This window comes from Kitasatospora misakiensis, from assembly GCF_042656005.1.
GTDB lineage: Bacteria > Actinomycetota > Actinomycetes > Streptomycetales > Streptomycetaceae > Kitasatospora > Kitasatospora misakiensis.
Genome location: NZ_JBHSOF010000031.1, coordinates 15,110 through 28,338, shown reverse-complemented (window position 1 = coordinate 28,338; position 13,229 = coordinate 15,110). Strand labels below are relative to the sequence as shown.

The 13,229-nt window shown below is 74.9% G+C and carries 9 protein-coding genes; 8 read left to right on the top strand and 1 reads right to left on the bottom strand.

Features of this window, described 5'->3' with window-relative positions; genetic code table 11:
• From ACFP3U_RS22430 to ACFP3U_RS22395, 8 genes are all read left to right on the top strand, one after another.
• Positions 1–882 (top strand): carbohydrate ABC transporter permease, encoded by an 882-nt coding sequence (locus ACFP3U_RS22430; protein ID WP_380227401.1) that lies wholly within the window; start codon positions 1–3, stop codon positions 880–882.
• The gene (locus ACFP3U_RS22425) at positions 875–1,618 is read left to right on the top strand and encodes an HAD family hydrolase (RefSeq protein ID WP_380227400.1); all 744 of its coding nucleotides are present in this window, start codon (positions 875–877) and stop codon (positions 1,616–1,618) included. The genes ACFP3U_RS22430 and ACFP3U_RS22425 overlap by 8 nt, the downstream gene beginning before the upstream one ends.
• A gap of 15 nt (positions 1,619–1,633) precedes the next feature.
• Positions 1,634–2,908, top strand: a complete 1,275-nt coding sequence (locus ACFP3U_RS22420) for an MBL fold metallo-hydrolase (protein ID WP_380227399.1) — start codon at positions 1,634–1,636, stop codon at positions 2,906–2,908.
• A 213-nt stretch (positions 2,909–3,121) separates the two neighbouring features.
• Positions 3,122–4,621, top strand: coding sequence for a hydrolase (locus tag ACFP3U_RS22415; protein ID WP_380227398.1), 1,500 nt, complete (start codon positions 3,122–3,124; stop codon positions 4,619–4,621).
• Between the two features lie 194 nt (positions 4,622–4,815).
• Positions 4,816–6,351 (top strand): hypothetical protein, encoded by a 1,536-nt coding sequence (locus tag ACFP3U_RS22410; protein WP_380227467.1) that lies wholly within the window; start codon positions 4,816–4,818, stop codon positions 6,349–6,351.
• An 80-nt stretch (positions 6,352–6,431) separates the two neighbouring features.
• Positions 6,432–7,307 (top strand): hypothetical protein, encoded by an 876-nt coding sequence (locus ACFP3U_RS22405; protein ID WP_380227397.1) that lies wholly within the window; start codon positions 6,432–6,434, stop codon positions 7,305–7,307.
• 87 nt (positions 7,308–7,394) lie between these two features.
• Positions 7,395–11,978 (top strand): hypothetical protein, encoded by a 4,584-nt coding sequence (locus ACFP3U_RS22400; protein ID WP_380227395.1) that lies wholly within the window; start codon positions 7,395–7,397, stop codon positions 11,976–11,978.
• 19 nt (positions 11,979–11,997) lie between these two features.
• Positions 11,998–12,762 carry a metallophosphoesterase gene (locus ACFP3U_RS22395; RefSeq protein WP_380227394.1) on the top strand — a complete coding sequence of 255 codons (765 nt, stop codon included), beginning with the start codon at positions 11,998–12,000 and terminating at the stop codon, positions 12,760–12,762.
• Here the strand turns inward: ACFP3U_RS22395 and ACFP3U_RS22390 are convergent.
• Positions 12,738–13,178, bottom strand: coding sequence for a hypothetical protein (locus ACFP3U_RS22390; RefSeq protein WP_380227393.1), 441 nt, complete (start codon positions 13,176–13,178; stop codon positions 12,738–12,740). The genes ACFP3U_RS22395 and ACFP3U_RS22390 overlap by 25 nt on opposite strands.
• Positions 13,179–13,229: the final 51 nt, after the last annotated feature.

The window sequence follows — 13,229 nt, the reverse complement described above, 5'->3', positions numbered from 1 at the left end:
ATGAAGACCGCCTCCCGTCAGGGAAGGAGGCCGGCCTTCGGTGGAGCCGGCCGCGCCGGGCACTACGCCCGGCGCGCGCTGGCCCTGTTGATCGGTGCCGCGTTCGTCTTCCCGTTCTACTGGACCGTCGTGATCTCCCTCGGGAAGCCCGGCGAGTTCAGCAACTTCCCGCCGGCGCTGTGGCCGCACTGGCAGTGGTCCAACTGGTCGCGCGCCTGGGACGCGGCGCCGTGGGTGCGGCTGTTCGCCAACACGGTGCTGATCGCCTCCGGCACGGTGCTGCTCTGCCTGGTCACCTCGCTGCTCGCGGGCTTCGCCTTCGGCGTGCTGCGCTTCCCGGGGCGCAAGGCACTGACCCTGGTGGTGCTCTCGGTGCTGATGATGCCCGGGACGGTGCTGATCATCCCGGACTACGTGCTGGCCAACGACCTGCACCTGCTGAACACCTACTGGATCCAGATCATCCCCTGGGGCGCCAGCGTCTTCGGGATCTTCCTGGTCCGGCAGTTCTTCCTGGCGATCCCGCAGGAGATCCTGGACGCGGCCTCGCTGGACGGCGCCTCCCGGCTGCGGGTGCTGCGCTCGATCGGCATGCCGATGGTCCGCCCGGCGCTGCTGATCATCGCCGTCAACGTCTTCCTCGGCTCGTGGAACTCCTTCCTGTGGCCGGTCATCATGACCAGCAGCACCATGGACTCCTCGAACACGGTGCAGCCGGTCGAGGTCGGCCTGTCGATCTTCTCCTCCGCCGAGGGCACCGACTTCCCCGGTCTCGCCGCGGCGGTCACCTTCACCACACTGCCCGTGATGGTGTTCTTCCTGGTGCTGCAGCGGCAGTTCATCCGCGGCGCCCTGTCCGCCGCCGGAGGCGTCCGTGGCTGAGCTTCAACGACCGATCATCGTCTCCGACTTCGACGGCACGGTGTACCGCAGCGACGAGCCGATCCGGTTCTACGCGCGTCAGGTGGCCGGTGCCCTGGACGGCGCCGAGGCGGTGCGGTTCCTGGACGTCTTCGAGCGCTACCTGGCCGAGGGCGTCGCCGCCGCCGAGGGCGGCGCGGACCAGGCCGAGGCCGCGCTGCTGCGCGCCGCCGAGGACGGCTGGGGCGTCGTCCAGGCGCTCGCCGACGGCCACCGGATCGACCCCGACACCGTGCAGCGGGCCTTCCTGGCCAGCCGGGTCCACATGCTCGACGAGGCCTGCTCGCTGGAGCTGGTCGAGCCGCTGATCGCGCTGTACGCGCAACTGCGCGGCGAGGTGCGGATCGTGCTCGCCACCAACAGCCCTGCCGAGGGCCTGGCCCCGCTGCTGGCCCGGATGGGCCTGGCCGACGCCTTCGACGAGGTGGTCCCCGGTGCCGCCAAGCCGGCCGGCCTGCGCCGCTGGATCGGGGCGAACCTGGCCGACCGCCCGGCCGAGCTGCTCCTCTCGATCGGCGACCACTACCGCAACGACATCGAACCGGCCGCGGCGCTCGGCGCCGCCACCGCTTACATCGACCGATTCCGTCGCGCCGACGGCCCCGCCACCGCGACCGGAGACCGCGCCGAGGACCTGCTGCCCGCCCTGACCGCTTGGGCGCACCGGGCCACCTCCCGCAACGCACCATCCATATAGGAAGAGACGTTTCTTTTGAGCACTGTTGAATTCTGGGGCGGCGTAGGCGTCATCGGCTCCAGCAAGATCATCGTCACCGACGGCGGCCACCGGGTCATGCTCGACTTCGGCATGGACGTGCCCGCCGGAGCCGACCTGTTCCGCGCCCCGGTCGCGGTGCGGCCCGAGCGCCACCTCGCGCAGCGCCTGCGGATGGGCGCCGCGCCGCGGATCGGCGGGGTCTACGACCCGGCCCTGCTGGACGACGGCGACCCGCTGGCCGCCGAGGTGATGCCGACCGCGCTGTTCCTGACCCACGGGCACATCGACCACTGCGGCCTGGCCGGCTTCGTCCGCCCCGAGGTCCCGGTGCACGCCTCGCCCGAGACCATCGCGCTGCTGACCGCGCTCACCGAGGCCGGCGACGGCCTGCCCGGCGGCGACCCGGTCTGGCACCCGGTGGCGGCGGAGACCCCGGTGACGGTGGGCCCGATGACGGTCGAGCGGATCGACGTCGACCACGACACCCCGGGCGCCAGCGGCTACCTGGTCACCACCAGCGACGGCGTGCTCGCCTTCACCGGCGACATCCGGTTCCACGGCCGGGCCGCCGAGCGCTCCTGGCACTTCGCCGACCGCGCCGCCGGCTGCGACCTGCTGATCACCGAGGGCACCGCGCTGGGCCTGGGCCTGCCGGCCGGGCCGGCGCGCAACGAGGACGACGTGGCCGGCGACTTCGCCGCCGCGCTCACCGCGGCGGGCCAGGACCTGCTGCTGCTCGGCCTTTACCCCCGGGACCTGGAGCGGGTCGCGGAGTTCCTGGAGATCGCCGGCGCGGCCGGACGCCGCATCGTCTGGGGCGACCGGGTCGCGGCCTTCCTGCGCGCCACCGGCATCGAGGGCGTGCTGTCCTGGAGCGAACTCGGCCTGGCGGCGCTGCGCGCCGAGCCCGGCGCCTTCGTCTACCAGCCGGACATGGGCACCCTGAGCGACATCGCCGAGCTGGCCGACCTGCCGATCGGACCCGGCACGGTCTGGCTGCACGCCAACGGCGAGCCGCTCGGCCCGTTCGAGTCGCGCTGGCAGCTGTTCACCGAGTGGCTGGACGGGCTGGGCGTGCCGCTGCGCCGGATCGGCTCCTTCGGCCACGCCACCGCCGACGACTTGCACGCGCTGGTGCACCGGGTGGCGCCGAAGATCGTGGTGCCGATCCACACCCAGGCGCCCGACCTGCTGCACCCGACCGGCGACACCACCCGGCTGATCCCGCGGTTCGCCCAGAAGTACCGGATGGACGGCAGCAAGGCCTGATGGATCGTCACATCCCGGTGCCACCTCGGTTCGTAGCCACCAGGCCGCGACCCGGGGTGGTGCCGGGAGGTTGCGACCCGTCGTATCCGGCGAGCCGACCTCCCACCTAACTTCCGTTCCCCGTAGGGGACTCGAAAGCGAAAATCTGCGCGCCGAGCTGAGCGCGCAGGTCATGCCTGTCTTTTTCTCCTCACCACACAAGGAGTTTGACGCATGTTCAGGATCCACAGCGGTGCCCGTCCGGTTGCCGTGGCGGCGGCCGTCGTGCTGGCCGCGGTGACCGGCAGCGGTGTGCTGCCCGCGGCCGCGGCCACCGGCAGCACCGCCGCCCCGGCCGCCGTCACGTCCGCCGGCACGTCCGCCGGCACGGCGAAGCACCGGGTGCTGTTCGACGCGAGCCACGCCGAGACGGCCGGAAACGCGGACTGGGTGATCAGCACCAGCCAGCCCGACCCGCTGGCGGAGAACGCCGACCCGCAGACGGAGGCGGACTGGACCGGGGCGATCTCGGCCTGGGGCGTCGCACTGCAGAAGACCGGCGATTACAGCCTGAAGACGCTGCCGGCCGGGAACGCCATCACCTACGGCACGGGTGGGGCGCTGGACCTCGCGAACTTCGACGAGTTCGTGCTGCCGGAGCCGAACATCCGGCTCACCGACGCCGAGAAGACCGCGCTGATGCTGTTCGTGCAGAACGGCGGCGGCCTCTTCCTGATCTCCGACCACACCAAGAGCGACCGCAACAACGACGGCTGGGACTCGCCGGCCATCATCAGCGACCTGCTGACCAACAACTCGGTGAACAGCAACGACCCGTTCGGGTTCTCGGTCGACCAGCTGAACATCCAGACCGACAACCCGCGGGCGATCAGCGACAGCACCGACCCGGTGCTCAACGGCCCGTTCGGGACGGTGACCGGCTCGATCCTGCGCAACGGCACCACGTTCACCCTCCACCCCGCCGACAACCCGTCGGTCAAGGGGCTCGTCTACCGGACCGGCTCCAGCGGCAACACCGGCGCGTTCTTCGTGACCAGCAGCTTCGGCAAGGGCCGGGTGGCGATCTGGGGCGACAGCTCGACAATCGACGACGGCACCGGCGCGCCGGGCAACACGCTCTTCAACGGCTGGGAGGACCCGGCGGGCACCGACGCGGCGCTGGCGCTGAACGCGACCCAGTGGCTGGCCGGCGGCGGCAGCGGCGGTACGGGCAGCACCGGCGGCACTGGCGGCACTGGCGGCACCGGCTCCGCCTGCACGGCGGCCCAGCTGCTCGGCAACCCCGGCTTCGAGACCGGCACCGCCGCGCCCTGGACCGCCTCCGACGGCGTGATCAGCAACTCCGGCAGCGAGAGCGCGCACGCCGGCAGCTGGAACGCCTGGCTGGACGGCTACGGCTCGGCCACCACCGACACCCTATCCCAGACCGTCACCCTGCCGGCCGGCTGCGCCAGCTACAAGCTGACCTACTGGCTGCACGTCGACACCGCGGAGACCACCACCACGACCGCCTACGACAAGCTGGTGCTCACCGCCAACGGCACCACCCTGGCCGGCTACTCCAACCTCGACCACAACACCGGCTACACCCAGCAGACCGTCGACCTGTCGGCCTACGCCGGCAAGTCGGTCACCCTGACCTTCACCGGCACCGAGGGCTCCCAGAAGCAGACCTCGTTCGTCATCGACGACACCGCCCTGAACGTCGGCTGACACGGCCCTGTCCGTGAGGCTCCTGCTCCGCCCCCTCGCTCTGCGGCGGGGCGGAGCAGGACCGTTCCCGGCCCCCTCGCCGCCCCTCCGCCGCCCGTCCAGCGCCGTTCGCCCGCCCGTTCCCCGCACCTGTCCAAAAGGTCCGTTTCGGTCGATGTCGGCGCCTGCCTCTAGTCTTGTCCACCGTGACCGTCATCGCCGACCAGCCCACCGAGCACGGCCCCCGGCCGCCCGCCGGGCCCGCCGTCGCCGCCGCGCGGCCCGCGCCGGGCCCCGCCGCCGACGAGGGCCTGGCCCGGCGGCTCAAGGCGCTGGCCTGCACCGCGCCCCTGCACGACCTGGACAGCCGCAAGGTCATGCTGGCCGGCGAGTACGGCGGCTACGCGATGGCCGAGGTCGGGCTCGCCGCGATCGACCTCGTCACCCTCAACATGGACTTCGACACCGGCGCCGACCGGGAGATAGTGCTGGCCCGGCTGCTGCCCCGGGTCGCCGCCCAGGCGCCCGGTCGCCCCGCCGCCGAGCACCAGCGGGTCGGCCGCTGGGTGCTGGAGTCGCTGATCAACGTCGGCAGCGTGGACCGCGGCTTCCGCGCCGTCTACGGCACCTTCGACGCCGAGGGCGGGTACGTCCGCCGCGACTACGACTTCAAGCTGATCGAGGAGGTCCCGGGCCCCGACGGCGGCGTCTACCTGCGCACCACCGACGAGGCGGTCAACGTCCTGGTCGGCGCGCTGGACACCGACGTCACCTCGGCCCAGATCGCCGCCGAGGTCAAGCTGGAGGTGCTGATCCGGCGCGGCCGGCTGGCCGACGCCCAGCTCGCCGCCGAGCAGGCCCGCTACCGCACCGTCCAGTACGCCGAGACGCTGCGCCGCGCCCTGGAGGCCACCCGCCGCAACGTCCGCGCCGTCGACTGGATGCAGGCGATCCCGGACCTCATCGACGAGGCGCTCGACCACATCGCCGACCGCTACCGGCACGAGAACGCGATTCTCACCAACATCCGCAAGGCCCGCGACGAGGCCGAGGACCCGGAGCACAAGCGCCGCGCCGCCGAGCTGGTCGACATCGTCAAGGACTGCATCCGCCGCCACACCCAGCTCCAGACCCGGCTGCTGGAGGCCGGCCCGCTGTTCCGCGCCGAGCAGGACCGGCAGGCCTTCGCCACCCCCGGCGCCCGCAGCGGCATCGACCTCTACGGTCAGCTGCTCGCCCCGGTGCTCCGGCTGCCGATAGCGCAGGCCGTCCGCCCCACCGGCGCGTTCTTCGCCCGCGGCACCGGTCTGCGCACCCCCGTCTCGGTGCGCGTCGCCGACCTGGTCGACCTGCTGCTCACCCCGCCCGTCGAGCGCGAGCACCTCGGCGCCGAGCTGCCCGACCCGGACCTCGTCGCCACCCCGGACGACAGCCGGTTCTCCGAGGCCCAGCTGGAGGCCGCGCTCGACCTGCTCGACCTGCCCGCCGACGCCCCCCGCCGGCTCTCCGGCCTGCTCGCCGAGGCCCGCGGACAGGACCCGGAGCTCCCGTACCTGGTCGCCCTGCTGGCCGTGCACGCGGCCAGCCCGCCGGTCGGCACCGCCTACCGGCAGGGCGAGGAGCGGCTGCTGTTCGCCGTCGACGACGGCACCCCGCTGGACGACCCGGAGTTCGGCGGCGCCGACCTCGTCGTCGGCAGCGCCCTGCTCGACGCGGCCGGCATGGCCGCCGACCGCAAGGACGCCGGCTGACGCCCGGGCCCGTCCGCCACCACCGACCCGCACACCACCCCACCCGTGAACCACCGCAACGCCCCCGAGGAGCACCGCCCGTGACGACCCACCACGACACGTCCTGGGCGCCCGAGACCGAACCGGCCGCCCCCGCGCCGATCACCCCGGCCGACGTCGCCGACGCCGCCCGCCTGGTCTCCTTCGGCCTCCAGGCCAAGCTGCTCCCCGCCCGCGACGCCGAGTACGCCGAACTGGTCCGCCGCCACCGCGAGGACCCGCCGTTCGCCCGCCTCGCCGACGCCGTCGCCACCGGCATGGGCCTGGTCGTCCTGGAGGTCTCCCCGCGCGCCGGCATGGCCGTCGCCGCCGCCGAGGACTCCGTCTTCGCCGTCCGGATGGGCGACTACTCGCGCCGCGCCGCCTCCGAGTCCACCGACCGCTTCCTGCACGGCCTGGCCCACCTGGCCGTCGCCGCGATGGCCTTCCCCCGCCCCGACGACCTCGCCGACGACGGCTACCTCGGCCGGATCACCGTCAACGGCGTCGACGCCTTCGTCCGCCAGGCCTGCCGCCGCCTGGAGGAGCAGGCCGCCGCCGACGGCGACAACACCGACCCGCAGAGCGGCGCCCCAGGACTGGAGGCCGCCTGGCGGGTCTGGGCCCGGCGCACCGCCACCGGCGCGACCAAGGACGCCCGCCGGCTCTCCGGCTCCACCATCGGCATCGTCGCCAAGGCCGTGCTGTTCCTGGTCGACTCCGGCTTCCTGCAGAAGGTCTCCGACGACTCCGGCGGCACCTACCGCACCACCGCCCGCTACCAGCTCCAGGTCCGCGACCTGGCCGGCAGCGCCGCCATGGCCGAACTGCTGGACCTCGGCATCGTGCCGGTGTCCGACGGCAGCGCCTCCCTGCTGCCCCCCGACACCGGGGACGACCTGGTCGCCGACGCGGGACTGCCGTTCCACTCCCTCTGACCCCCGCCGGCCCCCGACCGGCCCCACCGGCCCCCGCCGGACCAGCGCCTCCGACCCACCCACCCGCCTCCTGGAGAACCGCCGCACATGTACGAGCTCAACCGGGTCCGCCTCTACTCGATCGGACCGGCCGGCGCCCGCTACGCCGACACGGTGCTCGACCTGCGCGGCGTCGGCGAGCCCGTCGCCGACCCGGCGCCCCAGCAGATCGGCCTGTTCGGCGAGGACACCGACGGCCCGGTCCGCCGCCCGGCCCCGGCCGGCGTGCTCTTCCTGGAGAACGGCGGCGGCAAGTCCGTCCTGCTCAAGCTGATCTTCTCGGTGATGCTCCCCGGCCACCGCAACACCCTCGGCGGCGCCAGCTCCGGCGTGCTCCGCAAGTTCCTGCTCGCCGACGACTGCGGGCACGTCGCCCTGGAGTGGCAGCACACCGTCACCGGCGAGCTGATCGTGGTCGGCAAGGTCAGCGAGTGGCGAGGCCGCCAGGTCTCCTCCGACCCGCGGAAGTTCGCCGAGACCTGGTACTCCTTCCGCCCCGGCCCCGGCCTCACCCTCGACTCCCTCCCGGTCGCCGAGCGGGTCAGCCTGTCCGGCGACCGGAAGACCCGCGGCCGCCGCCGCACCATGAAGGGCTTCCGGGACGCCCTCACCGAGGCCGGCAAGGCCCACCCCTACCTCGACCTGGTCTTCGAGGACGGCCACGACCGCTGGACCGAACACCTCGGCGAGCTCGGCCTCGACCCCGAGCTCTTCCGCTACCAGCGCGAGATGAACGCCGACGAGGGCGAGGCGGCCGGCCTCTTCGCGGTCAAGCAGGACAAGGACTTCACCGACCTGCTGCTGCGCGCCGTCACCGACACCCGGGACACCGACGGCCTCGCCGACCTCGTCCACGGCTTCGCCGCCAAGCTCGGCCTGCGCTCCGAACTCACCGCCGAACGCGACTTCACCGCCGGCTCGCTGGACCTCCTGGAGCGCATCTCCGAGGCCACCGCCGCCCGCGAGACCGTCCGCGAGGCCCACCGCACCGCCGAACGCCGCACCCGCCGGCTCGCCCACGCCCTCGCCTCGCGCGCCGCCGCCGAACGCGACCGCGCCGAGGACCTCGCGATCGAGGTCGCCGCCGCCGCGAGCGCCGTCACCGCCGCCGAGACCGACCGCACCCGGCACACCCTGATCGCCGCCGAACTCACCCACCGGCACGCCACCCTGGCCCTCGCCGCCGCCACCACCGAGGCCGCCGGGCTGCGCCGCGAACTCATCGAGGCCCGCACCCTGCACGCCGCCTGGCAGGCCGCCGAGGCCGTGCTGCGCCACCGCGCCGCCGCCGACCGGGTGACCAGGGTCGCCGCCGCGATCCGCGAGGCCGAACTGGACGCCGCCCCCGCGCTCGCCGCCCGCGCCCGCGCCGCCACCGCCCTGGCCCGCGCCCTGGAGGCCGCCGCCGGGGCCGCCGAGGACCGCGCCGACACCGAGGAGCAGCGCGCCGCCGAGCTCCAGACCGACGGTGCCAAGGCCCAGAGCGACGCCACCGAGGCCGCCACCGCCGCCCAGAAGGCCCGCAGCGAGGCCGAGCACCTGCGCCAGCGCCTCACCGAGGTCGAGCAGGAGACCGCCGCCGACGTGGACGCCGGCCACCTCGACGCCGACGGCGACGCCGACCCGGCCCGCGCCGCCCTGCACGCCGCCGACGTCGAGCAGGCCGCCGGCGCCGCCCGCGCCCACGCCCGCACCGCCGCCGACGCCGCCGCCGCCCGGTTGCGCGAGGCCGCCGCCGCCACGGCCCGCGCCGAACTCGCCGCCGGCCGCGCCGCCGATCTCCGCAAGGCCGCCGCCCAGGCGCTCGCCACCGAGCAGCGCACCGCCGCCCTGCTCGCCACCGAGCCCCGGCTCGCCGACCTGCTCTCCCTCACCGCCGCACCTACTGATTGGAGTGAAGACGGGTCAGGCGCCGACGAGGACGCCGGCTTCCTCACCCCCACCGTCCTCGACCGCAACGCCGAGTACCTGCGCGAACTGCTCGACGAGTCCATCGCCACCGCCGAGCGCACCCTGTTCGACCTGCGCACCGCCGCCGCCGACGACTCCCGGATCCTCGCCGCGCTCGGCGACGGCGGCCTGCTGCCGCCCGGCCCGGACGTCCTCGCCACCGTCGAGTACCTCGCCGAGCACGGCATCCCCGCCCTGCCCGGCTGGCGCTACCTCGCCCAGTCCGTCGACCCCGCCGACCACGAGGCGATCCTCGCCGCCCGCCCCGAACTCGTCGACGGCGTGGTGGTCACCGACCCGAACTCCCTCGACCGGGCCCGCGAGGCCCTCGGCACCGCCGCCCTGCTGCCCCGCTCCACCGTCGCCGTCGGCGCCGCCGCCTCGCTGATCGCCCCGATCACCGACGAACCCGCGTTTTTTCTCGTCCCGCCGAACCCGGCCATGCACGACGAGTCCGCCGCCGACGACGAGCGCCGCGAACTGCGCGCCCGCGCCACCGCCCGCGAGGAGCACATCCGCGAACTGGCCGCCCGCCTCGGCGGCGACCGCGCGCTGGCCGCCCGGCTCGCCTCCTGGCACGCCAGCTGCCCGCCCGGCACCCTCGCCGAACGGGCCGCCGCCGCCGAGGCCGCCCGCGAGCACGCCGAGCAGGCCGCCGCCGCTCTCGCCACCCTGCGCGCCGACCACGACGAGGCCGAGACCGACCACGCCGCCGCGGCCGCGGCCCACGAGGAGCACCGGGAGACCGCCCAGCGCGCCCGCCGCCGCGCCGACGCCCTCTCCGGCCTCGCCTTCCGGCTGCGCGAGCGCGCCAACTGGAGCCGCCGCCAGCGCGAACTCGCCGAGGACGCCGCCGAGTGCGACCGCCGCCGGACGCTCTGCGCCGAGCGCGCCCGCACCTGCGACGAGGACCGCCGCGCCGCCCAGCGCGCCGCCGACGACGCCCGCCGCACCGCCCGCACCCTGCGCGCCGAGCGGGCCGAGATCGCCGCCGCCGAGCAGTCCGACGAGCCCGTCGACACCGCCCCCGCCGCGCTGCCCGCGCTGCGCGAGGCCTACCGCGCCGCCTCCCAGCTCTACGAGAAGGTCGGCGTCGGCGCCGACCTGCGCGCCGAGCAGGCCCGCGCCGAGGGCGACGAGGCCGCCGCCGCGACCGAGCTCGACCGCCTGACCAACAAGGTCCGCACCCGCGCCGAGGAGCTGCTGGGCAGCCCCGACGGCGCCGACGGCCCGGCCCGCCAGGCCGCCGCCGCCCGCGCCGAGGAGCTCGTCGCCACCATCGAGACCCGCGCCGCCGCCGCCAGCGAGCAGCTCGGCCGGCTGCGCGGCGAGGCCGAACGCTCCGCCCCCGCCGACGGCGAGGCGCACACCGAGCTGCCCGAGGAGCTCGTCCCCACCGACCCCGAGCACGCCCAGGTCCTGCTGCGCACCGCGACCAGCCTGCTCGCCGAGCGCCGCGAGGCCGTCGACGCCGCCCGCACCGCGCACGCCGACCTCCAGCGCACCTTCGACACCGCCCAGTCCGCCGCCGCCGACTTCGACGAGCACGCCGGCCAGCTCCGCGACGGCCTGCGCGAGCAGCAGGAGGAGGACGGCCGGACCGCCGAGCCGTACCTCGGCGCGCTCGCCGACGCACGCACCGCCGCCGCCGAGGCCCGCCGCGCCCTGCGCACCGCCGCCGGCGAGCTGTCCTCCGCCGAACTCGCCGTCCGGGACGCCTCGGACGCGCTGGTCCGGCACGCCAACGCGGCCCGCTACGAGGCCGTCCGCACCCCGGCCCGCCAGCAGATCCGCGAGCTGCCAGCCTCCGCGCTGCCCGACCACGCCGCCAACTGGGCGGTCGCCTTCGCCCCCCGGCTGCGCGTGCTGACCGACGAACTCGCCCAGCTGGAGCGCAACCGCGGCTCGATCGTCGATCGGCTGCGCGGCCTCGTCGAGTCCTCGCTGACCACCCTGCGCGCCGCCCAGCGGCTCTCCCGGCTCCCCGAGGGGCTGGGGGAGTGGTCCGGCCAGGAGTTCCTCCGGATCCGCTTCGAGGACCCGGACCACGCGACCCTGGTCGAGCGCCTCGGCGAGGTCATCGACGAGGCCACCCGCGCCGCCGTCCGCAAGAACAGCGACCTGCGCCGGGACGGCATGTCCCTGCTGCTGCGCGGGGTCGCCGCCGCGATCGGCCCGAAGGGCGTCTCCGTCGAGATCCTCAAGCCGGACGCGGTACTGCGCGCCGAGCGGGTCGGCGTCGGCCAGATGTCCGACGTGTTCTCCGGCGGCCAGCTGCTCACCGCCGCCATCGCGCTCTACTGCACGATGGCCGCGCTGCGCGCCAACGACCGGGGCCAGTCCCAGCTGCGGCACGCCGGCACGCTGTTCCTCGACAATCCGATCGGCCGGGCCAACGCGACCTACCTGCTGGAGCTCCAGCGCGCGGTGGCCGACGCCCTCGGCGTCCAGCTGATCTACACCACCGGCCTGTTCGACACCACGGCGCTCGCCGAGTTCCCGCTGGTGATCCGGCTGCGCAACGACGCCGACCTGCGGGCCGGCCTCAAGTACATCTCGGTGGAGGAGCACCTGCGGCCGGGCCTGCCCGCCCCGCAGGACCCGGACGGCCCGGCCGTCCACGGCGAGATCACCGCCACCCGGATGTTCAAGCGCCCGGCGGAGGTTCCCGCCCCGTCGTGATCGGCCTACGGTGGGTGCCATGTTGACGATCGTTCACTTCAGTGACATCCACCTCGGCCAGGACCACCACGGCGACGCGGGGGAGCGGGCCCGCCGGCGGACCGAGCAGGTGATGGCGTACGTGGACGCGCTGCCCGGCCCGCTGGACGCCGTGCTGGTCACCGGCGACCTCGCCGACCACGGGCGGCCGGACGAGTACCGGGAGGTCGCCAAGGTGCTGACCTCCCGGCACCCGGTGCTGCTCTGCCCCGGCAACCACGACGTCCGCGAGCCCTACCGCGAGGTGCTGCTCGGCGAGGCGGCGTCCGGCGGCCCGGTGAACCGGCACCACGCGCTGCCCGGCGCCGACGTGCTGCTGCTCGACTCCTCGATCCCCGGCCGGGACGACGGCCTGCTCGACGAGGAGACCCTCGGCTGGCTGGACCGCACGCTGGCCGAGGGCCCGGCGGACCGCCCGGCGCTGGTGGCCTTCCACCACCCGCCGGTCACCCTGCACCTGCCGTACGTGGACCCGATCCGGCAGTTCGGCGAGGACCGGCTGGCCGAGGTGCTGGACCGCCACCCCCGGGTGAAGGCGCTGCTCTGCGGGCACGCGCACACCGGGGCGGCCACCGTGTTCGCCGGGCTGCCGCTGCTGGTCGCGCCGGGCGTGGTCTCCACCGTCGCGCTGCCCTGCGAGGGCGGGCCGGAGATCACCTTCGACCAGCCGCCGGTGCTCGCCTTCCACCTGCTGGACGACGACGGCCGGCTGACCACCCACTACCGGGTGGTCGCCCCCGCCTGACGCGGCGCGGGCCCGCCCGGGTAGGGCGGCGGTGCCGCCCCCGGGCGCTGCGGCTGCGACGGCTGTGGTGGCTGCGGCGTCCGGGGTTGGGCCTGCGGCGGGTACGACCACTGGGCGGGCGGCGGCCCGGACGCCCCCGGTGCGCGGCTGCCGGCCATCGGCGAGGCGGAGTCGGGCCCGCGCATCCGCTGCGCGGCGACCTGGCGGGAGATCAGGATCTCCAGCAGGCACCACATCGTGCCGAACACCCCGAGCCCCATCGCCATCAGAGCCGGCGTCATCAGCCAGCTGTCGGCGTACGAGGAGAGCGCCGCCACCACGATGCCCACCAGGGTGAACGCCAGGCAGAGCATCGCGCGGACGACGGCCGTCCGGACCTCGTCGGGAAGGCGGCGGCGACGGCGGGCGGTTGGCATCGGACGACCCCCAGGCGCGGAGAGGCGGCGGACGGGCGGCGGAGAGCGGTG

Coding starts and splice junctions, on each gene's coding strand:
- ACFP3U_RS22430 (WP_380227401.1), top strand. CDS start 1: ATGAAGACCGCCTCCCGTCAGGGAAGGAGGCCGGCCTTCGGTGGAGCC.
- ACFP3U_RS22415 (WP_380227398.1), top strand. CDS start 3,122: ATGTTCAGGATCCACAGCGGTGCCCGTCCGGTTGCCGTGGCGGCGGCC.
- ACFP3U_RS22400 (WP_380227395.1), top strand. CDS start 7,395: ATGTACGAGCTCAACCGGGTCCGCCTCTACTCGATCGGACCGGCCGGC.
- ACFP3U_RS22395 (WP_380227394.1), top strand. CDS start 11,998: ATGTTGACGATCGTTCACTTCAGTGACATCCACCTCGGCCAGGACCAC.
- ACFP3U_RS22390 (WP_380227393.1), bottom strand. CDS start 13,178: ATGCCAACCGCCCGCCGTCGCCGCCGCCTTCCCGACGAGGTCCGGACG.